Consider the following 22,996-nt stretch of genomic DNA (forward strand, 5'->3'; position numbering starts at 1 on the left):
TCAAGTCATCTTACAGACCATGTATCCGTGGTCTGAGCCGTGATTACTCATATTAATTATCATGGCAATGTATAAGACTTGAGCAATCACCTGCCAGCGGTTTTTAGTTAAGGATCGTAAGCAGAACAGCGGGAATGGTAATAACCGACAGGCAAAAAAAACGGCAATTTACATTGCCGTTTCAGGGATGGTTTGTGTGGTTAATCCTTAAGCCAGGATGGAATTTCCTCAACCCCATCCTCTTTCGGTTTTTCCGGGGGCATGAGATCTTCTTTAGTCAGATTCAGTGCCATCTTCACATTTGCGGCCACATAAACAGATGAATATGTACCAATGAAAATACCAACCAACAACGCAACGGAGAAGCCAAAATTGAGCTCACCACCCACCAGCAACAATGCCAGCAACACAACCATGGTGGTGAATGAGGTCATTAATGTCCGGTCCAGAGTCTGGGTCAGAGAAACATCAATAATATAATCGACATCATCACTGCGTATCAGACGAAAGTTTTCACGAATCCGGTCAGACACAACAATGGTATCGTTCAACGAGTAACCAATCACAGCCAACACTGCTGCCAATACCGTCAGATCCACCTCAAACCGGGTAACACTGAAAAAACCGACCGTAATGATCACATCGTGGACCAATGCGGCCACCGCCCCCACTGAGAATTTGATCTGGAAACGAAAGGCGATATAGATCATCACAATAATCAGCGCCAGCACCATGGCGAGACCGCCTTTTTCACGCAGTTCCTCGCCAACCGATGGACCGACAAACTCGCTGCGACTTAATTTGACATCTGAACCATCTTTTTGCAGTACAGCCAGAATATCATCACCAATCGTAGCGCTCTCGGTATTCTGTAACCGCATCAGAATATCGCGGTCGGAACCAAAGTTCTGCACCATGACATTATCGTAACCAGCTGCCTGCAACTGCGAGCGCACACTGGCAATATCCACTGATTTGGCATATTCCACCTGAACTTCACTACCTCCGGTAAAATCCAAACCAAAGTTCAGCCCCTGAAAGGCAATCGATGTCAGACTGAGCAACACCAGTGTTATAGAGAATGCGGCCGCTATCTTGCGATAGCGCATAAACGGGATACGTTTTACTTCTGCCATTTCCAGACCTCCCAAATGGGTAGAGATTTCAGTTCCTTGCCACCCAGAATCAAATTGGACAAGGCCCGGGTCAGCATAATTGCGGTAAACATGGACGTGACAATACCGATCGACAGAGTCACCGCGAACCCTTTCACCGGACCAGTACCTACTGCATACAGAATGACCGCCACAATCAAGGTAGTCAGGTTGGCATCCAGAATGGTCACAAAAGCGCGGTCATAACCGGCATTGATAGCAGATTGAGGCGGTAAACCATTTTTCATCTCTTCACGGATACGACTGAAGATCAACACGTTGGCATCGACCGCCATCCCCACGTTCAGAACGATACCGGCAATGCCGGGCAGAGTCAGCGTAGCACCCAGCATGGACAACAATGCAATAATCAATAACAGGTTAACGAACAACGCGATGTTGGCAAACAGGCCAAAAGCCCGGTACACCGCAATCATGATGATCATTACAGCTACAAAACCAACCACGACAGAAACAAAACCGAGACTGATGTTATCAGCCCCAAGGCTGGCACCAATGGTTCGTTCGTTAATAATCTTCATGGGTGCAGCCAGCGCTCCGGCACGGAGCAGCAAAGCCAGCTCTGTGGCTTCAGCCGGACTGTCGAGACCGGTAATAACGAAGCTGTTGGAGAATACCCCACGAATCGTGGCAAGACTGATAATGCTCTTCTCTTCGACAGTGTTATAAACCGGTTGTTGTTCACCATTAACGAGTTTATAGCTCGTTTCTGTTTTCTGTTCGATAAACAGTACCGCCATTCTGCGACCAACAGAATTCTTGGTAGTCTGACCCATCCGCGAACCGCCTTTGCTATCAAGTTCGACGTTCACTTGCGGCAAGCCTTGCTGATCATAGGAAACACGAGCATTGGTAACATTGTCACCCGAAACGATCATACTGCTTTCCAGACTGGCACTCGATTGACCCGGCTTCTGGTCACGGAAATAAAACACCTCCGCTCCCCCGTCATTCGTCTGAGCTTCCAGGCGGAATTCCAGATTGGCGGATTTACCCAACAGCTTCTTCGCCCGTGCCGGGTCTTGAATACCTGGCAACTCAACCACGATCCTTTCGCGCCCCTGGCGCAGCACCTGGGGCTCAGCCACGCCTAATTCGTTCACCCGGTTTTTCAGGGTCGTCAGGTTCTGACTGATGGCGTAGTCCTCAAGCTCTTTGATCTTGGTTTCGGAAAGAGACAACTTAAGCGCCAGATCAGAACTCATATCCTCGCGCGTAAAATCACCAAAATTAGTACGGATAAAACTCTTGCCGGTATCCATTGCCTCCTGATCACGGAAGGTCACCCTCAGAGCCCATTCATTGGGAATTCGATCAACTGACCGGAACCGGATCTTTTGCTCCCGCAACTGACGCTTCAAATCCGCCTCATTATCGAACATTTTCTTGTTCAGGAATTCATCCATGTCCACCTGCAACAGGAAGTGAACCCCGCCGCTCAGGTCCAGACCAAGGGTCATAGGACTGGCACCAATGGCCGTCAGCCATTTTGGAGTGTTGTCTTCTTTATTCAGCGCAACCACATAGTTATCACCCAAAGCAACCTGCACGGCGGCTTTGGCCTGAAGCTGTTTGTCACCATCTTTCAAGCGTACAGTCACGTTTTTTTCGGTCAGTTGTTCACCAAAGTGCTCAATGCCGGCTTTATCCAACGCTGCCAGGACTTGTTCTTCCATCTCAACACTGGCATTAAGGCGGGTGTCGGTGGGGGTGATTTGAATGGCGGGATCGGGCGCATACAGATTGGGCAAACTGTAAATCACACCCAATGCAGTAATCACCAGTACCACCAGATATTTCCAGATAGGATAGCGGTTCATTAAATTTATCCGTACTCGATTAACAAAAAAAGCGCCTGCTGGCGCCTTTGGTTAGGATTCTCTTTAAATAGCCTTCAGCGTTCCCTTTGGAAGGGTTGCATGAATTGAGGATTTCTGGAATTTCATCTCAACTTTTTCAGACACTTCCACTACGATGAAATCATCAGTCACTTTAGTAATCTTGCCACATATGCCACCGGTGGTAACCACCTCATCGCCCTTGCTCAGGTTGGTAATTAAATCTTTGTGCTCTTTATTGCGTTTTGACTGAGGGCGCCAGACCATCAGGTAAAAAATGACCACAAATACACCCAACATGATCAAAGGTGACCAGGCAGGCGCTTGAGCAGCTGGGTCAGCGGCCAGAGCCAGTGACGGTACCAGGGCCATGATCACAGCAAGTAGCTTTTTCATTAGTGTTTACTCCAGGTTTTTTATCTTCTAAACAATTTTTTTTGGGTTATGCCAACGGTGGAGTGTTTGCTCCACGCTTCTGGTAAAACTGGTCAACAAAGGCCGAGAGGTTACCTTCTTCAATAGCCCCACGCAAACCAGCCATAAGGGTCTGGTAATAACGCAGGTTATGAATCGTGTTCAATTGTGCGCCCAGCATCTCTTTACACTTGTCGAGGTGGTGTAAATAGGCCCGACTAAAGTTTTTACAAGTGTAACAGTCACATTCCGGGTCCAAAGATGAGGTATCGTGACGGTGTTTTGAATTTCTGATCTTCACAACACCTTCACTGGTGAACAAATGTCCGTTTCGGGCATTACGGGTGGGCATGACACAATCAAACATATCAACGCCACGGCGCACTCCCTCCACCAGATCCTCCGGTGTTCCGACACCCATCAGATAGCGGGGTTTATCCGCCGGCATACGGTCAGGCAGATAATCCAGCACCTTGAACATCTCTTCCTTCGGCTCACCAACGGAAAGACCACCGATGGCATAGCCATCGAAATCAATCTCAGTCAATCCATTCATGGACTGCATGCGCAGATTTTCATACATACCGCCCTGAATAATGCCAAACAATGCGGCAGGGTTGTCAGCATGAGCCTCTTTGGAACGTTTGGCCCAGCGCAAAGACATCTCCATCGATTCCCTGGCCTCTTTTTCTGTGGCCGGATATGGCGTGCATTCATCAAAAATCATCACGATGTCAGAACCAAGATCCCGTTGCACCTGCATCGAAATCTCAGGAGACAGTTCCACCCGGGCACCATTAACGGGCGACTGAAACGTTACTCCCTGCTCCGTAATTTTGCGCATCTCTCCAAGACTGAACACCTGAAAACCACCGGAATCGGTCAGGATTGGTCGCTGCCAGCCGTTAAAATCGTGCAGATCCCCATGCTCCCGGATCACTTCAGTACCGGGACGCAGCATCAGATGGAACGTGTTGCCGAGGATAATATGCGCACCGATTTCCTCTATATCCTTGGGCAGCATGCCTTTGACCGTACCGTAAGTTCCCACCGGCATGAATGCAGGGGTTTCAACCTTGCCGCGCGGAAAATGCAACGTCGCTCGGCGCGCCTTTCCAACCGTGGCCTTGACTTCAAACTTCATAAAACATTCGCGACTCATCAGTCTTTCTCCGCAACGGACTGGTTTCGAGTAATAAACATGGCATCACCATAACTGAAAAAACGATATTCCTGGGCAATGGCTTCGTGATACGCCTGCATCACCGCCTCCCGCCCCGCAAACGCACTGACCAGCATGATCAGCGTGGATTGAGGCAAATGAAAATTGGTCACCATCGCATCGACCACCTGGAACTGATAACCCGGATAAATAAAGATCGAAGTGTCACCACGACAAATCCAACCATCCTGTCCACGAGCTGCGGACTCCAGGGAACGCACCGACGTTGTTCCTACGGCAACGACCCGGCCGCCGCGTTCACGGGTCTGCTGAATGGCGGCAACGGTGTCTTCCGGAATGTCATACCATTCGGAATGCATGACATGATCCTCAACCTTATCAACCTTGACCGGCATAAACGTACCTGCACCAACGTGCAAGGTCACAAAAGCGATCCGGACACCTTTGTCCGCAATCGCCTGCAATAATGCTTCATCGAAATGCAGACCTGCTGTCGGCGCGGCAACGGCACCTTTTTTCTCGGCATAAACCGTCTGATAACGGCTTTTATCTGATTCGTCGTCCTCGCGCTCCATATAGGGAGGAAGAGGCATACGACCGTTACCCTCCAGGGCTTCAAACCAGTGCTGAGCACCGTTAAGCAGTTCCAGCTCAAACAGGTTATGCTGTCGACCTGTCACTTCCACCTCTATGCCACCATCAAAAATCAAATGCTGTCCGGCTTTTGGGGCGCGACTGGAACGAACATGGGCCAGGCAACGAGTCTGGGTCAACAGCCGTTCAAACAGCATTTCCACCTTCCCACCGGAACTTTTCTGGCCATAAAGCCGAGCAGGAATAACACGGGTATTGTTAAACACCAGCAGATCATTGGCATTCAATAACGACACAATATCGGTGAAACGTCGGTGAGCTAGCGCACCGGTCTCCCCTTCCAGCGTCAATAACCGGCTGGCGCTGCGCTCAGACAGTGGATACCGGGCAATCAAATGGTCGGGCAAATCAAAATCAAAATCCTTAACGGACAGAAGTGAAGCACTCATGAATTTACAAATAACGATGCCAAGCAATCAAAGGGGCGCGGATTTTAGCGCAATGCAGCCTGAGTGCCCATCCGCAAATGTCAGAAACTGATCAATCAACCTCATAGAACCCGCAAAACGCACAGTCGGCTGCCTGTAAAATCTGAAGACCAGGAATAAATTTACAGGAAGTCATTGACATAAAAGGATTTTTTCGTAGAATGCGCAACCGCTGTGCCAGAGTGGCGAAATTGGTAGACGCAGTGGATTCAAAATCCACCGGTGGCGACACTGTGCCGGTTCGAGTCCGGCCTCTGGTACCATTCATTCAGAAGAACCTGCTTTATGCAGGTTTTTTTGTGTCCGGATTTTGTGTTCACATTGAGAAATTGCAAAAGGATTTCGGCTTACCGTTTCTGTTAAGTACTCTGGAGCTTAGTATGCATAGATCCTGCTCAAATGCTTTCCATGCACTGCTAAAGAACCTCTAAAAATGACCTGTTTTCTCGCAGGAGGTTGTCAGCTCCTGTCTCAAATCCTCATTTACTCAATAAACTGTAGTGTTGCGATTGGTGCCTCCTTGCCTGCATCAAAACTATTCCTGTTTTTTCAGGGGGCCCCTGAATAATAACGGCCTGCTCACCGATGGATGTGATCGAGCTGAACAGTGACAGGCTTTAAGTCGTCTAACCTGGGCGCGTAAATGTACACCGATAAACACCGAAACGAGGCCATAACCGTAAAGGACAACTTTAGCGAGGCATTACCAGCCCCGTTACAAAAACTCATCCACCCGCAACGTGAACCCTGACGGAAGCCCCCTGTTGCTCCGGGAACGCCCATTCACGTATCATAGCCGCGCGCTGGCAAAATCCAGCGCCGGGATTCAGAACCCCGCAAGCTACATAGAGGCATTAGGCGCTTAGCGCCTGTTGTATGCCTGCGATCACTCGCACCTGTTCATTTGTTATGGCAGGTCGGCGGGCCGGCTTCGGCTGGGCCGCGTCTATGTAGGCGGTAGTTCTGAACTCGCTGGCCTGCCCCCAAGCCTATTAAGATTTTGCGAGGGGGTCATTCTACGATCACAAAGGAATTATGCCCATGACAAACGCTAATCCCTCTCCAGTAAAATCACCTTCCATCAAGAATTTAGAGCTGATCAGGCAAGACCTCTGCACCACAATCATCACCATCAATGGCACCCAGGCACTGGCGCAGCTGTTAGCGGAATCAGACGATGAAAATACCGCCTGTATTGCACGGGCCGCCTGCGGTTTTATCGAGCATATATGCATAAAACTGGATAACATTCATATCGCGTTAGGGGATCTCCAGTAAACGCCAGACCACATCTTCGCAGGAGTTTTATTCATGGAAACAGAAACAACCCCACCAGCATCCACACCTTCTGAAAGGCTTTATCAAGTTCGTCTGAAATTGATCGAATATCAGCTCAATAAACTACAAACAGGACTCAAGTACTATGAGGAAATCGGTTGTATTCAGTCGGCATCTTTGAACGAAAAACGAGCTAAAGCAGGTAATTTGCTGTTAAGTCTGGTGAACGATGTTAACCGCCGGACCAGTGGCATTCAGGTGGTGATAGAGGATTTAAAACATCAAGACAGGTAGATACAGGAAAAGAGGACGGTTGCAGAATTGTCCTCTTTTCCTGGTGTGCTAATGACGGGTATTACTATTGATCACTGATATAATCAAATGAAACGATTTTAGATGGATCTGCATCTTCCCAGCTTTGCCTTTTTACCATATCGTATTTATAAGCATGCCACCAAAAAAACTCAACAACCATTGATACATTGGAGCGAATTTTTAATGCGGCTATTTTAATACCTTGCGGGTAGTAAAACTTACCTAAATCTGTGTTGGTGCCAAAGCCGAGGTGGTTATAATACTTTCCATACAATTCAGTAGACCCGAAAGCACTGTAAGTAGTATGAAACTCCTTTCCCGATGCCGCCACTAAGATGATTTCAATATCAATCAGCTCGCTACCGGATACTTTGTAAAAACTATCAAACATCAATCGATAAGGATCATCTGGTGTGCCTTCAATATGCTTGTACTCATAGTCGTCCATATTAATTAATACATCCAAAAACTGGACATAAGGAAGGGTTTCCAATGGCTTATCTAACTGGATAGTTTGCCATTCATCGGTAATTTTAAAGGGTCCTTTGAGTATCTGATCCACAGGTGAACCACCATTCGCGGAACAGGCCGTAACCCAGAGGCTACAAACTACGAGTACCAAACACTGAACAGTTCGTAAAATCATTAAGAAACCACCTGCTTAATTCGATTCAAATAAGGGCTTTTGGCCAAAGCGCCAGGCGTAACCTGTTGAGGTTGATAATACGTCACAGGCAGTCCCGCCATACTGTAAACCAATGCAACCAGCTCACTGCAAAAAAGACTCCTATTGTGATAACCAAGCTTGGTAATTTCATCGTTTAGCTGGATGAGTGCCCCAAAAGAGGTGGACACCAATGGCGCGCAACCACTGGAAACCCCTGCGCGCATAGCGCCTTGAGTATCATAGGGTGTTCCCTTCTGTGCAAATTGACGGGCATATTCACAAATGGTACCAGCATAACTGCCATGAATATCCTTATGGCGAAACAGCACCCCATAAGTGGCATGATCCAAAGAAGCCGACAATCCAACATATTGAACTTGCGGTTTAACTGCTTCGACACACCGGCCATTACCAACGGCTAAAATAGCGTGACTAAACTCTCCACAACTTCCGGAGGTAATCACATTGGATTGCATTCCATCACCACGAACCAAAATAATATCTGCGGGTTGTACTCCACTAATGTCAATACTTGCCATCCTTTTATCTCCCTGACGGTTATATCTCTATGGTTGATCGCTATAAAATATGAATGAATTACTGAAAAATAAGGGTTAAATAACACTGCTTAACCCTTATTTTGTTATTTGTCAGCTCCGATCAAGCCAGGAATCACTGTAAGATATATTGCCGTCTATATGAGTATGAGTAATTTTTTCATATCCAAACGTAACGGTATCCATATGAGGGATTCTTTCCGCACCTGGGTCTTTCACATTAGGGAAACCAGGAGAAAAAGAGCTGATTTTTACACCTTCCAGCAGATACTGGTAATATTCCACCTCTTGACCAGAGTCATCAATTTTATACAAACGAAAAATCGCCTGGGTAAACTTTTGGCCTCTGCAACAGGCTTTAAATAAATAAGGGCTGGAAGCATCACACGCTTTACCAATCGTGATGGGGCTATGTTTTCGTGTACCTGTTAACTCCCCTGTATGGGCATCGGTAGGAATATAAATACTATGAGATAGTTGTAATACTTCTATTGAGCCTTCACGGCCTGAAACTTTGACAGAACCGTTGATATCATTGCCTTGTTCATCTTTTAACCAAAGATATGCGGGAATAGCCATTCCATTATGTTCCTTTTGCTATTTTGAATTGAGATTATCCATGGGCAAAACAGACCATAGCAGAGACTTGAAGAGCAGCACTAATACAAAAGTATGAAAGGGGAGACTTAATTTTTAGTTATGTGACAAAGTGCTTGCAGAAAACGGAATCTTATCTCGCTACATTATCGTTAGCGGTAAAATAGATCGGTGTGGTTTTATAGGAAATTGGAGATTCAGCGCTGATTGGCTGGCGCAGATAAGATAGTAAAAAAACGTCCACATTTCATCCACACCTATCAATTCAAACAGATGCATATGAGGTCAAATGATGCAGCCAGGCTATTGATTTTATTGGCCCCTCCCTGATTTACAGAGGCTCGCCACTGAATTCAAAATCCACCGGTGGCGACACTGTGCCGGTTCGAGTCCGGCCTCTGGTACCATTCATTCAGAAGAACCTGCTTTATGCAGGTTTTTTTGTGTCCGCAGTTTTGTCCGAGACTGGATATCGTTATAAACCTTCGACCTGGCATTTTCTCATTCGAACCAATGTTTATACCCGGCACACCTGCAACTGCACATCATGCTCGGTCATTAACCGGGTAATGGTGGCATTGGGGGTTTTATCAGTGAAAAAGGCGTTGGCCTGTGTGATGGTACCAAGCTGTACCATCGCACGACGACCAAACTTGGAGTGGTCGGCTGCCAGCAGCACGCTGCGGCTGTGTTCGATGATGGCCTGGGCAACTTTCACTTCACGATAATCGAAGTCCAGCAATACTCCATCGTCGTCAATCGCACTGATACCAATAATGCCGAAATCCAGACGAAACTGTTTAACGAAATCCATCGTCGCCTCACCGACGATACCGCCATCTTTGGCGCGCACCTCACCGGACGTGACAATCACCCGAAAATCCTCTTTCTGGCTCATCTGACTGGCAACATGCAGGTTGTTGGTCACCACCTGCAGCCCCTTGTGATTCATCAGTGCTCTGGCAACTGCTTCGGTGGTGGTGCCGATGTTAATAAACAAACTGCTGTGATCAGGAATGTAGGCAGCAATTTCACGGGCAATCGCTTCCTTCTCTTTCAGGTTGCGGATTTGCCTGTCCTGATATGGCAGGTTGGTGGTGGAATTGGTGGAGCTGGCGCCGCCATGGAATCGCTGAATCATGTGGGCATCGGCCAGAATGTTCAAATCCCGCCGTAGGGTTTGCGGGGTCACATCAAAACTGGCTTCCAGTTCGTCTATGGTGGCAGTGCCGTTTTGTTCAATCATCTGCAGAATGGCAGACTGGCGGGCATTTAATGGTTTTTCTAGCATGCTGCGAGTTTCAGGCCGTTGATTCATCTGACCCTGCTCATTATGCAGCAACACTGTTAAAAGTGGCAGCCATATTACTATTTCGACTTGGCGGCACAGCCCATAAATGATAATAATTATCATTTACATAAAAAGAGACGGCATGCCATGGAAAACATAGCTCTGGATAAAATCAAAATTCAACTTGGCTCGGTACAGGAAACCCTGTTGATTCCCTTATTCGGCCGCGCGGAGTCTACCCGCCAGCGCTCCGGTCTGATTAATGATCCCATTGCGGTCACTATCGTCAATCGTCTGGATTACGACTTCAGCAAATGGCAATCCGCTTTCGGTCTGGTCGGTTCAAATATTCGCACCCGGATGATGGATGAGGAGGTTGCAACTTTCTTGAGCCGCTATCCCGATGGCACCGTGATCGAAATCGGTTGTGGCCTGAATACCCGCTACGAACGTCTTGATAACGGTAGAGCCCGGTGGATCGAAATTGACCTGCCGGACAGTATGAAATTGCGCCGGCAGTTTTTTAACAATACCGCCCGCCGCACCATGTTATCTGCCAGTGTCATGGAAACCGACTGGCTGAATGCGGTTGCCAAAGCCCGTCCGCCCTATTGTTTTATTTCCGAAGCGGCGATGATTTATCTTGATAACCATCAGGTACAACAGGCCATCGAGCAGATTGGTCAACGCTTTTCAGGGGCCTGGTTTATCACCGATACGGCATCTTCAACGATGGTTGTCCGTCAGGATCAGCACGATATTATGAAAAATATGTCACGGGAAAGCTGGTTTCGCTGGCAATGTGACGAGCCTGAGAGCCTGCGGGACTGGGGATTGAGACTGGTTCAATCGCGTCATTTTCTGCAGGCTCCAAAAGCAATCTTAACCTCTCTGCCCTGGCCATACCGATGGGTATTCAAATACCTGCCATGGTTGATCCGCCGTCGGCTGGAAGGGTACAAAATCAATCGTTTTGTATTCCGATGATAACGATCACTCCTGCTTGAGTTGTTTTAGCAAGGCTGCCGGCAATGAGTTGATGATCAAGCGCTCGTTGTCGGGATCAAACTCCACCTGAGAGCCCAGACTTTCATTACTGAAGCTGATGGAGACTTCTTTGCTTTTGCCGGTGTAACGCATGAAGCGCTTCAGGCTTTTACGATCCGGGATAAACTCTTTCTTGGCTTCGGGTTCGGCCTGCTCGATATAACGAATCAGACTCTCGGCTTCGGTATTGCCCACTTCCTCGTCAATGACTTCAGATAACTCCTGGCACACCACGGTTTCGCCTTGCTTATCCTGTTCGGCACAATATTGAATAGCCTTGCTGCGATAACTCGCACCTTTTTCCGGCGGCAATTGTTCGGTATAGGCTTTGACGATGGCCATAAAACGTTCAGTATCGGCGGTTGTATCAACGGTATCGGTGAAATCGGTAAACTCCAGCACGGTACTCTGCAAGGAGCGATCACCAAAACCGAAGCTAACCGTGAAGAAGTCAGTTTCCTGATTTTCCAATGCCGGAATATTGATGCAGGCACCAAACCCGAGTTTGGTGAAATCCAGCAACATGCCCTGCGCCAGTTCAATATCATGAGTCAGATACATGCCATCTTTGTGCTTCAGGTGAAACAGCCAGAACAGGCGTTCCTGTTGTAACTCTTCCACGGCAAACAACCAGTGGCCGTCACTCTCCTGTTGAGTCTCCTGCAACTTTAATTGCAGCTGTTGCATGACCCGGCTGCTGTAGGCGGTGAAATCCAGACTGCCCTGCAACCATTGTTGTGTCAGCGCTTTGAAATGTCCGCTCTCCTCATGAAAGCGGCCATATTGTTTGCTGGCGCGGTTGTAGAACGAACTCTTTACCTCATTCACCAGATGTTTAAGAGATTCATCAAGATTCATTTCAGTATCACGCAAATGCAGCTTCTCAGCGTGAGCGGTTTGAGTCAGGTGATGAACAATGGCATGGGTTAAAGGCATAGAGAGATCCAGAATGGCAAAAACGGGCGCGGATTATAAAAAACAGCCACCCCCTGTGACCAGCCCTTTGACAAGCCTGAAAAAAATGAAAAAACGCTGACCCGGTAAGTAAACGGCTTTCGGTGCAGTTTCCGGCTTTTTTGAGCAGATATCATAAACAAAACAAGCAAATTCAAGCGCAATCATTATAATTCTGCAATCGTTTTCAAACCTGACTGGTCCAACAACCTTGCTGTACAAACTCCTGCAACAGCGCAATCTGCTGTTACTGACCACTGCCCTTTCCGGACTCACATTTTCATTCATGATGCCATTGATGAGCCTGTTTCTGGTCGATGAACTGAAAGCCGAACCCTTTGTTATCGGCGTATACATGATTGCGATGACAGCTTCCGGTTTAATCATCAGTCAGTGGCTGGGCAATCTGGCAGATCGCGGTTTCAGCACCAAAACCCTGTTTCTGCTGGCCATGATGGCAATCGCCCTGGCAGCCGTCATTTATGCCAACACTCACTCGTTCTGGGTCGTCCTGATCACCGGTACTGTACTGATCGGTCTGGGCAATTCATCTTCGCCGCAGATTCTGACCCTGAGCCGGCAATATATTGAACAAACCGGGCAGGATGTCACCCGCTTCAATACTCTGGTCAGAGCGTCATTTTCGCTGGCGTGGATTGCCGGTCCGCCGTTTTCTTTTTCGCTGGTGGCATCGCTGGGATTTGCGGCCGCATTCTATGCTGCGGCATTGGTCGCAGTGATCAACATTATCATCGGCTACAAGGTACTGCCGGATTACCGCAAGCCAAAAGCCGAACAGGTCAAGCAGACTCATCCCCCACTATCTCTGACATTCTGGCTGCTTGGACTGGTCATGGCACTGGGCAGCATTTCCAACAGCATGTACATCTCCGCCATGCCCTTGCACGTACTCAATGAACTGGCATTGCCGGAATATCTGCCCGGGGTATTGATGGGCATGGCCGCCGGACTGGAAATTCCGTTTATGCTGTATTCCGCCCGAATGACGGCCTATATCAACAAAAATCATCTGCTGATGATTTCATTTGTGGCCGCACTGTTGTTTTATGGTGGCATATATCTGGCCGATCAAAGCTGGCAACTGATCAGCCTGCAGGTTTTGAACGGTCTCTATTTTGGAGTGTTCGCCGGGCTGGGTTTGACCATGGTTCAGGAACTCATGCCCGAGCGTATTGGTTTTGCGTCGGCTTTTTATACCAACTGCCTCAGAGTCGGCAGCATGACAGGCCACGCCTCGACAGGCCTGATTGCTCAATTCATGGATTTTAAAAGCACGGCATTATTTGCATTTTCTGCCATATTGCTGGCTATCGTTGCACTCATCGGATTTATGATCATACAACGCGGCCACCGGGATACATCTGCCACGGACTGACTTATTGATTCACTACCTGCAGGTATCGCCGGGTTGATATCACCGCAATCTTCTGCTGCACCGTCATCAGCTCTGCCCAGTTCCAGTTGAAGTGTGCAATCAGTTTTTCAGCACTGACAAATGGACGATCTGCAGTGGTGTGGGCATCATCCGGCACAATGACATCATATCCCTGGGCAATGGCTCCTTTGATCGTACAATCAACGCAGAAATCAGTCGCACAACCGGTTATCACCAGCCGGTCTATACTGTGCTGTTGCAGCAAATCCGCCAGACGGGTGTGAATAAAGGCATCGTTATATGATTTTGCCACGACCTCATCATGCGGCTGACAGTCTATTGTTTTATGGATCTGCCAACCGGATGAACCACTGGAAAATTCCGGGGAATCGTCTTCATGCTGGATAAATACAATCAGCTGGTCACGGCTGCGAAAATGGCCGATCAGTGAATTGATCTGCGCGATCACCTGCTCAATCCGGAAACGTTTGACTTCTTCAATGCAGGCATTCTGCATATCCACAACTAACAGTGCATCCACCAATCTTCTCCTTCTTTCAAACGCTAATATGCCCGAATATCGACCCGACATGTCTGCTTGTGTTTGTCGAAAACCCGACAATTGTCAACATTCCACGATGATCTGCAATTGCCCACGCCCGGAAAATCGGCCTATCGGGGAGCTGGTGCGTTGCTTGCAGCAGACAGATATCCCGAAGACCCGCAAATACGATCATGAAACCACTGTCCGATATCGATCAGGTTCTCCATTATCATGAACAGAGTAAACACCATACTCAACAATATGCACCCGGACCTGGATTCTTGGATTGGGACAGCCAGCCGGACCCATTTCGCAACTGGCATGGCAGCTCCCGAATCGCGTTGCCGCTGTCAGACGAACCAGAGTCCCCCGATTACCATGAAATCTACCACCAATCGCCGCAACCGGCCCATTGGGACCTGAAACATCTCAGCCGGTTTCTGGAGCTGGCGATGGGCCTCAGTGCCTGGAAAGTTCATGGGCCGGAGCGTTGGGGGTTACGCAACAACCCTTCCAGTGGAAACCTGCACCCTACCGAGTTGTATCTGATCATATGGCGGCCAATGAACGCAGATCTCCCGGCTGGATTATTTCACTACCACCCGTACCATCATGCTCTGGAGCAACGGGCAAAGTTATCGCCAGCATCTCAGGCCACACTGACTGAGTTATATCCGCAAGCCCATGCCGCCCTGGGGTTTTCCAGCATCATCTGGCGGGAAGAATGGAAGTACGGCTCGCGTGCATACCGGTACTGTCAACTGGACATCGGACACGCCTTGGGCAGCTGTCGTTATGCGGCCGCCAATTTTGGCTGGCCATTACAACTGTTACCAACACCGGGTGATCAGGATCTGGCAGCGCTGCTGGGACTGGATCGGGACCAGGACTTCATCAACAGTGAACCGGAACAACCGGAATGCCTTGCGTTGCTTGGCCACCATGAACACGCCTGTTTTGACTGGTCCACGATTACATATTGCCACTGGCAGGGACAGGCCAGTCAAATCAGTCCGGAACGCATCCACTGGCCTCAAATTAAACAACTGCTACCGGCGATTGAAAAACCCAGGCAGTTGGAAGCGCATTCTTATCTGTCACCGGTACAACGGGATAGATTGGCTCCCGCCAGTCTCTACCCTCTGGCACAGCTGATCCGCCATCGACGCAGCGCCCAGCGTATGGATCCGGACGCGGAAATGCCTCTCGACGACTTCTGCAGACTGCTGACTCGCACCCTGCCATCCAGTCAGCTGCCGCCATTCGATAGCTTCAGTTTTGAACCCGCCATCGAACTGCTGCTGTTCGTACACGCGGTCACCGGTCTGGCCCCCGGGATTTACCTGTTTCCACGTCAGGTCTCAGCGAAAACGTTATTGCATGTCTTACAAGCCACCAACATTGAGGTTGAGCCTGTTAGTGGTATCGATCCGCCTCTTGTTCGGATTGGTCCGAGCCGCGATGTGCGCAAGGATATCGGTCGCCTGTGCTGTCATCAGGGCATTGCAGTGCACGGGGCGTTTGCGGTTTCGATGCTGGCCAGTATCCGAACTGTGCTTACGGAAAATGGCGCCTGGAGCTGGCGACGCCTGATGTGGGAAGCGGGACTGATCGGTCAGCTGTTCTATCTGGAAGCCGAAGCCAGCGGATTGAACGGAACTGGTATCGGCTGCTTTCTGGATGATGAGGTGTTACGCACTGTCGGGCTGAAGACCCAACAAAGTCACGACTATCAGCCGCTCTATCATTTTACCGTCGGTAAGGCCAAAACCGACGCAAGAATCGCCAGCGAGCGTGCGTATGCACATCTTCCAACCTCTCAATATTGTGCAGGAGGACACAATCGATGATTCAGACGAAACCCGATGTCAACGACTATGTCGCCCTGTTTCAACGTTATGGCAAGGATCTGGGGTCCATTTACCGGGAACCCGATGATGATCGCTACGCGCTGTTGTTTGAACAGATAATCCGGTTACTGACCAAACCGTCGCATTTCAATCTGTCGTTACCGGCACCGTTTCGAACCACGGCACATCGCTATCGGGACGGTCACCCACCCACACTCGAACACCTGAAAGACCCGGCCAACCGGCATTTTATGCTCTGTGATCTGCATGACATCATCATGCTGAAAGGCGGTTTGGCGGCAAAGCGAAAGGAGCCCTCATGACACCTGATACCGTCTATCAACTATTGCTTGACCACGTTGACCAGGATCTGCTGATCGACCATTGCTGCCTGGGCCTGACCTGGACCGTCTGTCACACCCAAAAGAGTATCGGCTTTGCCCAAAGTCCGGGAATACCCAGTCGGACCCTGGATTTTCCGGGTACGGTGGCAGGCTCCAAAGCACGGGACATTGCCACATGGGTACGTAGCTGGAATCCCCATCAGGCGACCATTGGGCTGGCGGCTATCAATGCCACCATCAACACCGCTAACAACTGGCTGATACAGGAAGCCACCCGGTTGACGGATCAGGCGATGGGCAATCTGGCAGTGTTCGACTATCTGCGCCCGCGTCTGCAACATCAGAAAATTATCATCATCGGCCGCTATCCGGGATTGGATGTACTGCTGGAGGGTTTGGATGTCACCGTGCTGGAACGCCAGCCCGGCCAAAACGATCTTCCCGATCCTGCAGCAGAATATCTGTTGCCACAGGCAGACTGGGTATTTATCACCGCCACGTCACTCATCAACAAAACCTTTCCACGACTGGCCAGACTGGCACGCCATGCGGTTACCGTACTTATGGGGCCATCCACGCCCTGGCTCGCGGAATTTGCCCGTTTCGACATCGATTTTCTTGCTGGTGTAATTCCCGTAGATGCCCGCCGGGCCACCCAAATAGCCGCAGAGGGAGGCGGTACCCGACTGTTTGGCGAAGGCGTTTGCTACGGCCTGATCGATATTGGTCAGGACAACCTGAAGCGACTGAAACAAAAAATCGCCGACTGCGCGCAGCAACGACAACAACTGCAACTGGCGATGGAAAACTGGTACGCCGCCGGCCACCCAGAGCGCTTCCCCGAATACCACAGACTCGAAGCCCTGACCAACAAACTCTCGCAACTGGACACCCACTTTAAACGGCAATGGGATGCCCGGACTTAAAAGCATCCTCGTATGGGTGTCTTTTTTTTGATTTGAGGGACACCCATCTTAATAGCCTTCAGTAGACTGCTCCGCTTCCGGGGACACCCACTTTTCTGAGAGGTTTAGGTTTAGAGCACAGGTTTAGAGTTTAGGGAACACCCACTAATTTGAATGGCACCCGCTTCCGGGGACACCCACTTTTCTGAGAGGTTTAGGTTTAGAGCACAGGTTTAGAGTTTAGTGGACACCCACTAATTTGAAGGGCACCCGTTTCCGGGGACACCCACGTCATTGCTTCCATAGACACCCACTTTGTCCTTGCAGAACACCCACTGATTTGCAGGACACCCACAATCAAAGCAGAAATCAGAACAGCTCAGTCAGTCCAGCGACCACTGCTGTGGAAATGGCCATTAATACCTGCCATGATGTTCTACAGTCTGTGCAGTAATCTCTCAGGCACCTGAAAATACCAATCTTTTTTTCGAAACCATGTCCTGTCACCTGTTCGGTGGGGATTTTTATTTCAAGGAATATTTATGAGCCAATCTGTTGATCCAACGGTCCAACAGCCCGCGTGGATAATTTGGATGCTGGCAACAGCCGTGGGTCTGATCGTGGCCAATCTATATTACGCTCAGCCGTTAGTCGGTCCGATCAGCAAACAACTACATATGAGTTCAGAAAGCGCCGGCATGATTGTTACGCTGACTCAGATCGGTTACGGCATCGGCCTGTTGTTTATCGTGCCATTGGCGGATCTTATGGAAAATCGCACGCTGGTGATCCGGGTGTTGATCATAGCGTTACTCGCATTGCTGGTATGCACATTTACCGAGACGCCGGTGTGGTTTTTGAGTGCTGCGTGGCTCATCGGGCTGGGCTCGGTCGCGGTACAGATTCTGGTCCCCTACTCGGCGCACCTGGCACCTCCACATATGCGTGGCCAGGTGGTCGGTAATGTCATGAGCGGTCTGATGATTGGTATCATGTTTGCCCGGCCAGTAGCGAGCTTTATTGCCAGTATCGGCTCATGGCGCTGGACATTCGGTCTTTCAGCAATGGTGATGGTCGCGGTTATGCTGCTACTACGCAAAACCATGCCGGTACGGCAGCCGGTCACCAAAATCACTTATTTCAAGCTAATCAGCTCTTTACCGAGCCTGGTCCGTCGTTACCCGCTGCTCAGACGCAGAGCTTTGTATCAGGCCTGTCTGTTCGGTTCCTTCAGTCTGTTCTGGACCGTTTCGCCGTTGTTACTGGCAAGTCCGTTGTTTGGTTTGAGTCAGGTGGGTATTGCACTGTTTGCTCTGGCGGGAGTAGCCGGAGCTGTTGCGGCACCTGTTTCCGGACGTGTGGCCGATCGTGGACTCGGAAAACCGTTTTCGTATGTGGCCATGATCATTGCCATCTGTTCGTATCTGATCACCTGGCTGGATCAAAGTGGTTCCTGGCTTTCACTGGCAGCCATGGTTACAGCTGCCATCATGTTGGATTTCAGTGTGACTCTGAATCTGGTGATCGGTCAGCGCGCCATTTATGGTCTCAGCGACGAGTTTCGCAGCCGTCTGAATGGCATTTATATGGCTACGTTTTTCACCGGTGGAGCCATCGGCTCTGCTGTTGGGGTCTGGGCATATGCGCACGGCGGCTGGCAGGTCGCCTCATATATCGGGCTGGGGATGCCGGCATTGGCACTATTGTTTTTATTCAGTGATCGCACCGACACCTGAGTGTCAGTCCAACTCCCGATATTTGCGAATCCCCAGTACGGTGTAATAAATAACAGCCCCCACTGCTCCACTGTATAGGCAGACTTCATGCAAGGCAGACACGGAGATGATATGCAACAGGCCGTTGTCTGCACTCAGTGGAAAAAACGGAACGATATCCTCATGCATGATGCTATCCAGCAGAACATGGCTGATCGTTCCGATGGCGGCAGACAAAAACGCCACACTCCAGGAAATGCGAATGTTCCGGTGGGGATCCATGCCCAGTAAAAACAATCCCAGTTCAGACAGATATTTTCCGCTTAACGCCGAAAACACAGCCAATAGTGCAGCACCGATATAGGTATGGGAAAACCCGTGCAGATGTCCTGAACCAGTCAGTAAAACCAGCAGAGGCTGGATGTCCATGACCACCTGCGACCACCCAAAAACCATCAGGCTGAATGCGCCATGCAGTAAAGATTTGATCAGCAGACCAGGGCCCATGTGAAAGGGGGTAAACGGCATAATTCACTCCAATGCAGTGAAAAAAAGGGCATCACGCGCCTGACGGATAATATGGCGCCTTACGTGCACCTAGCTCGTAAGCTTTAGTGCGCTACCGACAATAAACAGCCAGGTGCCGCTTTCCACCAGAGCATCATTTAGAAAGAAAAAACTGCCAATCAAAAACCAGGCTGCAATCAACAGGTCATTCAAAGCCCCAGGGCTTCATAAGGGTGTTGGATTATCAGGTGTTCATTACCAATCTGCAAATCCAGTTTCCGGGCATTCTGATCAGTCATAATGTCACTTCTTACAGGTTATCGTGCTATCGGCTCATAACAAACCGATTTGTGATTTAACCGTAATCCGGCTGAGTGACAAACCCCTCTTTTCAAAAATTTCTCTCTGACGTTTCCATGTTTCCCGGTTTCAATCTTCGAAACGCCTGGCCTTCGGCATTGAACAAATGAAATGCTTCTTTCGTCATCGAAACGGTCATCTCGGTACCGATATGAATCGCCCGATTACCATCGCCTCTGAGGGTCAGTTCTCTGCCATCGGCCAGCGTCAGATAAATAAAGTTAGCCTCCCCCAGATGTTCCACAATTGCGACTTTGCCATATAAGCGCTGATCCAGAGTGCTATTTTCCGCAATATGTTCAGAACGGATACCCACTTCCACCTTATCTCCAATGCTGGCGCTATGAGCATCCACACAGACCTCTACAACACTGCCACATTCCAGTTTGACACGACAGCTCTGTTCACTGATTGCGACAATTTCTCCGCTTAACAGGTTCATAGTCGGCGAACCAATAAACGTGGCCACGAAGCGGTTCGCCGGCTGCTGGTAAAGTTCCAGCGGACTGCCAGCCTGCTGGATACAGCCGTCACTGAGTACGACAATTTTATTTCCCAGAGTCATGGCTTCCACTTGATCGTGGGTCACATACACCATGGTTGCACTGAGCTGGTGATGCAGTCTGGCAATCTCCAGACGGGTCTGGATCCGCAAGGCAGCATCCAGGTTGGAAAGCGGTTCATCAAACAGGAACAATCGTGGCTGACGAACAATGGCCCGACCAATGGCCACCCGTTGACGCTGCCCGCCGGACAGTTCCCTGGGTAACCGTTGCAGTAAGTGATCGATCTTTAAAATAGCAGCCGCTTTGCGAATGCGATGATCAATTTCTGCCTTCCCCTGCTTCGCCACTTTCAGACCGAAGGCCATATTTCGATATACGGTCATATGGGGATACAGCGCGTAAGATTGAAATACCATGGCAATGCCACGTTCAGAGGGTGTCCAGTCATTAACCTGTTGACCGGACATCAACAACTCACCACTGGTAATTTTCTCCAGCCCGGCCAGCATTCTCAACAGCGTGGATTTGCCACATCCGGAAGGACCGACCAACACCACGAAATCCCCTTCGTTGATCTCGATATTGATGTTTTCGAGCACCGCTGTTCTGCCATAACTCTTGGCTATGTTTTTAAGTTCTACCGCTGCCATATTTGTGATATCTGCTGAGATTGACATGAGTGTTACTTCACCGCTCCGGACGTAATGCCACGGATGAGTTGTTTGGAAAAGATCAGATACAGTCCCACCACCGGCAGCACTGCCAGACTGAGTGAAGAGAGCACCGCATTCCAATTGGTCGTGTACTGACCGATAAACTGCTGTACGCCAAGAGTGATGGTCTGAGTACTTTCTCCGGGCGACAAAATCAGTGGAAACCAAAGATCATTCCAGATCGGAATCATTGAAAAAACAGCTACAGTGGCAATAGCCGGTCGAATGAGCGGCAAAATAATCTGAAAGAAAATTTTGAATTCACTGACTGAATCGCAACGGGCCGCTTCTTTTAAATCTTTTGGAATCTGATTCATGAACTCCGCCAGTATGAACACTGCCAGAGGCAACCCCTGAGCCACATAGACCAGAACCAGTGCGGTTAAGGTATTGGTCAGATCCAGCGCCACCATGGTATTGAGTATGCTGACCGTTCCCAATCTGATGGGCACCATAATGCCGAAACCCATCAAGAAATAGAGTAATCTGGCACCTCTGAAACGATACTCAGACAACGCCCATGCCGCCATAGCTCCAAACAGCAGGATCAACGCCAGCGCACAAACCGTTACGATCATGCTGTTAGCAAAAAATGTTACAACCGCCGATTCTTCCAATACCTTTTGATAACCCACCAGAGAAAACGTTTTGGCCGTGGGAAGCGCCAACGGATCCTTAAAAATCCCCCGCTTGGATTTAAAGGAATTCATGATCACGAGCAATACCGGAAACAGCGCGATCACCGTGTAAGACAGCAAAATGACGTGTACGGTGAATGGTTGCAGAGCCTGTTGGATCTTTTTCATGATGATGTCTCAATACTGAAAACGCAGCAATCTACGCTGGATGAAAAAGAAATAAGCCGCCACTCCGGCCAGAATAATCACGAACATCAGCGAGGCCACAGTGGCACCCATGGTGGTACTGCCAATCTGACTGGCAAAACCAAAGAACGTGCGATAGAACAACGTGCCCAGTAAATCCACCGACTTTTCCGGTCCACCACCGGCACCGCTGTACACGGTGTACATAAGGTCGAAAGCATTGAAGTTGCCTACGAAAGTTAGGATGGTGACCAGCCCCAGAGTCGGATAAATCAATGGCAGTTGTATCTGGAAAAACGTCCGTAACGGACGGGAACCATCGACATAGGCGGCATCCAGCAGTTCATCGGGAATGCCAATCAGCGCGGCATAAATCAATATCATCGGCAAGCCGATATATTGCCAGACAGAAATCAGTGAGACGGTGACCAGAGCGGTCTCCTGTTGACCCAGCCACGGTCCAAACCATGCTTCCAGACCAACCCAGGACATCATGGTTTCTCCTACCCCCCAGACCGGACTGAGGATTAATTTCCAGATAAAACCGACGATCACCACCGACAACAGCGTAGGCAGAAAAATAGCCGTGCGATAGATAACCACACCTTTAATTTTGGCGGTGGCCATCAAAGCGGCCAATATCAAAGCCACTGGATTTTGTACCAGCATGTTAATCATGAAAAACCGACAGTTGACCCACAGCGCGTTCCAGAACTCCTGCGCCATAATCGGATCCCGAAACAAAAAACCGTAGTTCTGCAGACCGCTGAAACTTCGAACTCCGTGAGCATCCTCAACAAAAAAACTGAGTCGCAGAGTATCGATCAGGGGAATGGCACTGAACAAACCATAAATGCAGAATGCCGGTGCCAGGAATATTGGAATATGCCAGGGAAAACGTTTCAGAATCATAATCATTGAGGGCACGCCTGTG

General features: G+C 49.4%; 24 protein-coding genes and 1 tRNA gene. 9 read left to right on the top strand and 16 right to left on the bottom strand.

Annotated features, from left to right (window positions below; translation table 11 throughout):
* Positions 1 to 200 precede the first annotated feature (200 nt).
* From secF to queA, 5 genes are all read right to left on the bottom strand, one after another.
* A complete protein-coding gene (gene secF, locus YC6258_RS18165; RefSeq protein ID WP_044618187.1) occupies positions 201 to 1,136 on the bottom strand; it encodes a protein translocase subunit SecF in 936 nt (311 codons plus the stop codon).
* On the bottom strand, positions 1,124 to 2,995 hold the full coding sequence (gene secD / locus YC6258_RS18170) for a protein translocase subunit SecD (RefSeq protein WP_044618188.1): 1,872 nt from the start codon (positions 2,993 to 2,995) through the stop codon (positions 1,124 to 1,126). The genes secF and secD overlap by 13 nt, the downstream gene beginning before the upstream one ends.
* 63 nt (positions 2,996 to 3,058) lie before the next feature.
* Entirely contained in the window at positions 3,059 to 3,409 is a 351-nt protein-coding gene (gene yajC, locus YC6258_RS18175) for a preprotein translocase subunit YajC (protein ID WP_044618189.1), read from the bottom strand.
* 46 nt (positions 3,410 to 3,455) lie between these two features.
* Complete coding sequence (gene tgt / locus YC6258_RS18180; RefSeq protein ID WP_044620181.1) at positions 3,456 to 4,571, bottom strand: tRNA guanosine(34) transglycosylase Tgt; 1,116 nt, start codon at positions 4,569 to 4,571, stop codon at positions 3,456 to 3,458.
* A 17-nt stretch (positions 4,572 to 4,588) separates the two neighbouring features.
* Positions 4,589 to 5,638, bottom strand: a complete 1,050-nt coding sequence (gene queA / locus YC6258_RS18185) for a tRNA preQ1(34) S-adenosylmethionine ribosyltransferase-isomerase QueA (RefSeq protein WP_044620182.1) — start codon at positions 5,636 to 5,638, stop codon at positions 4,589 to 4,591.
* Between the two features lie 230 nt (positions 5,639 to 5,868).
* Here queA and YC6258_RS18190 point away from each other — a divergent pair.
* The 3 genes from YC6258_RS18190 to YC6258_RS18200 all read left to right on the top strand — a co-directional run bounded on the left by YC6258_RS18190 (position 5,869) and on the right by YC6258_RS18200 (position 7,264).
* Positions 5,869 to 5,955, top strand: a tRNA-Leu gene (locus YC6258_RS18190).
* 778 nt (positions 5,956 to 6,733) lie between these two features.
* On the top strand, positions 6,734 to 6,970 hold the full coding sequence (locus YC6258_RS18195) for a hypothetical protein (RefSeq protein WP_044618190.1): 237 nt from the start codon (positions 6,734 to 6,736) through the stop codon (positions 6,968 to 6,970).
* A gap of 33 nt (positions 6,971 to 7,003) precedes the next feature.
* Positions 7,004 to 7,264 carry a hypothetical protein gene (locus YC6258_RS18200; RefSeq protein ID WP_044618191.1) on the top strand — a complete coding sequence of 87 codons (261 nt, stop codon included), beginning with the start codon at positions 7,004 to 7,006 and terminating at the stop codon, positions 7,262 to 7,264.
* 64 nt (positions 7,265 to 7,328) lie between these two features.
* Here the strand turns inward: YC6258_RS18200 and YC6258_RS18205 are convergent, their stop codons facing one another.
* The 4 genes from YC6258_RS18205 to YC6258_RS18220 form a co-directional block, all read right to left on the bottom strand.
* The gene (locus YC6258_RS18205; RefSeq protein ID WP_144407690.1) at positions 7,329 to 7,847 is read right to left on the bottom strand and encodes a hypothetical protein; all 519 of its coding nucleotides are present in this window, start codon (positions 7,845 to 7,847) and stop codon (positions 7,329 to 7,331) included.
* A gap of 83 nt (positions 7,848 to 7,930) precedes the next feature.
* Positions 7,931 to 8,491, bottom strand: coding sequence for a C40 family peptidase (locus YC6258_RS18210; RefSeq protein WP_044618193.1), 561 nt, complete (start codon positions 8,489 to 8,491; stop codon positions 7,931 to 7,933).
* Positions 8,492 to 8,602: 111 nt separating this feature from the next.
* A complete protein-coding gene (gene tssD, locus YC6258_RS18215) occupies positions 8,603 to 9,088 on the bottom strand; it encodes a type VI secretion system tube protein TssD (RefSeq protein ID WP_044618194.1) in 486 nt (161 codons plus the stop codon).
* 535 nt (positions 9,089 to 9,623) lie between these two features.
* Positions 9,624 to 10,424: a DeoR/GlpR family transcriptional regulator gene (locus YC6258_RS18220; RefSeq protein ID WP_281176278.1), complete on the bottom strand. Its 801-nt coding sequence runs from the start codon at positions 10,422 to 10,424 to the stop codon at positions 9,624 to 9,626.
* A gap of 120 nt (positions 10,425 to 10,544) precedes the next feature.
* Here YC6258_RS18220 and YC6258_RS18225 point away from each other — a divergent pair, with 120 nt between their 5' ends.
* Positions 10,545 to 11,384, top strand: coding sequence for a class I SAM-dependent methyltransferase (locus YC6258_RS18225; protein WP_044618195.1), 840 nt, complete (start codon positions 10,545 to 10,547; stop codon positions 11,382 to 11,384).
* Between the two features lie 6 nt (positions 11,385 to 11,390).
* On the opposite strand, the gene YC6258_RS18230 is transcribed toward YC6258_RS18225, so the two are convergent.
* Positions 11,391 to 12,380, bottom strand: a complete 990-nt coding sequence (locus tag YC6258_RS18230) for a nucleoid-associated protein (protein WP_044618196.1) — start codon at positions 12,378 to 12,380, stop codon at positions 11,391 to 11,393.
* Positions 12,381 to 12,609: 229 nt separating this feature from the next.
* On the opposite strand from YC6258_RS18230, the gene YC6258_RS18240 reads away from it, so the two are divergent.
* A complete protein-coding gene (locus tag YC6258_RS18240) occupies positions 12,610 to 13,794 on the top strand; it encodes a sugar efflux transporter (protein WP_044618198.1) in 1,185 nt (394 codons plus the stop codon).
* Between the two features lies 1 nt (position 13,795).
* On the opposite strand, the gene YC6258_RS18245 is transcribed toward YC6258_RS18240, so the two are convergent.
* Positions 13,796 to 14,335, bottom strand: coding sequence for a cysteine hydrolase family protein (locus tag YC6258_RS18245; RefSeq protein WP_044618199.1), 540 nt, complete (start codon positions 14,333 to 14,335; stop codon positions 13,796 to 13,798).
* A 194-nt stretch (positions 14,336 to 14,529) separates the two neighbouring features.
* Between YC6258_RS18245 and YC6258_RS18250 the strand changes: the two genes are divergently transcribed.
* The 4 genes from YC6258_RS18250 to YC6258_RS18265 all read left to right on the top strand — a co-directional run bounded on the left by YC6258_RS18250 (position 14,530) and on the right by YC6258_RS18265 (position 19,173).
* The gene (locus YC6258_RS18250) at positions 14,530 to 16,188 is read left to right on the top strand and encodes a SagB family peptide dehydrogenase (protein WP_052830399.1); all 1,659 of its coding nucleotides are present in this window, start codon (positions 14,530 to 14,532) and stop codon (positions 16,186 to 16,188) included.
* Entirely contained in the window at positions 16,185 to 16,511 is a 327-nt protein-coding gene (locus tag YC6258_RS18255; RefSeq protein ID WP_044618200.1) for a hypothetical protein, read from the top strand. The genes YC6258_RS18250 and YC6258_RS18255 overlap by 4 nt, the downstream gene beginning before the upstream one ends.
* Positions 16,508 to 17,458, top strand: a complete 951-nt coding sequence (locus YC6258_RS18260; RefSeq protein ID WP_044618201.1) for a DUF364 domain-containing protein — start codon at positions 16,508 to 16,510, stop codon at positions 17,456 to 17,458. The genes YC6258_RS18255 and YC6258_RS18260 overlap by 4 nt, the downstream gene beginning before the upstream one ends.
* 521 nt (positions 17,459 to 17,979) lie before the next feature.
* Positions 17,980 to 19,173 carry an MFS transporter gene (locus tag YC6258_RS18265; RefSeq protein ID WP_044618202.1) on the top strand — a complete coding sequence of 398 codons (1,194 nt, stop codon included), beginning with the start codon at positions 17,980 to 17,982 and terminating at the stop codon, positions 19,171 to 19,173.
* Positions 19,174 to 19,176: 3 nt separating this feature from the next.
* Here YC6258_RS18265 and YC6258_RS18270 read toward each other — a convergent pair whose 3' ends face one another.
* From YC6258_RS18270 to YC6258_RS18290, 5 genes are all read right to left on the bottom strand, one after another.
* A complete protein-coding gene (locus tag YC6258_RS18270; protein ID WP_044618203.1) occupies positions 19,177 to 19,680 on the bottom strand; it encodes a hypothetical protein in 504 nt (167 codons plus the stop codon).
* Positions 19,681 to 19,749: 69 nt separating this feature from the next.
* Positions 19,750 to 19,872: a YrhK family protein gene (locus YC6258_RS31410; protein ID WP_211264557.1), complete on the bottom strand. Its 123-nt coding sequence runs from the start codon at positions 19,870 to 19,872 to the stop codon at positions 19,750 to 19,752.
* Between the two features lie 178 nt (positions 19,873 to 20,050).
* Complete coding sequence (locus YC6258_RS18280; protein ID WP_245626957.1) at positions 20,051 to 21,202, bottom strand: ABC transporter ATP-binding protein; 1,152 nt, start codon at positions 21,200 to 21,202, stop codon at positions 20,051 to 20,053.
* 5 nt (positions 21,203 to 21,207) lie between these two features.
* Positions 21,208 to 22,044 (bottom strand): carbohydrate ABC transporter permease, encoded by an 837-nt coding sequence (locus YC6258_RS18285; protein WP_044618204.1) that lies wholly within the window; start codon positions 22,042 to 22,044, stop codon positions 21,208 to 21,210.
* 9 nt (positions 22,045 to 22,053) lie between these two features.
* Entirely contained in the window at positions 22,054 to 22,980 is a 927-nt protein-coding gene (locus tag YC6258_RS18290) for a carbohydrate ABC transporter permease (protein ID WP_211264558.1), read from the bottom strand.
* Positions 22,981 to 22,996: the final 16 nt, after the last annotated feature.

Origin of the sequence: Gynuella sunshinyii YC6258 (genome assembly GCF_000940805.1) — a bacterium.
In the GTDB taxonomy this organism is placed as follows: domain Bacteria; phylum Pseudomonadota; class Gammaproteobacteria; order Pseudomonadales; family Natronospirillaceae; genus Gynuella; species Gynuella sunshinyii.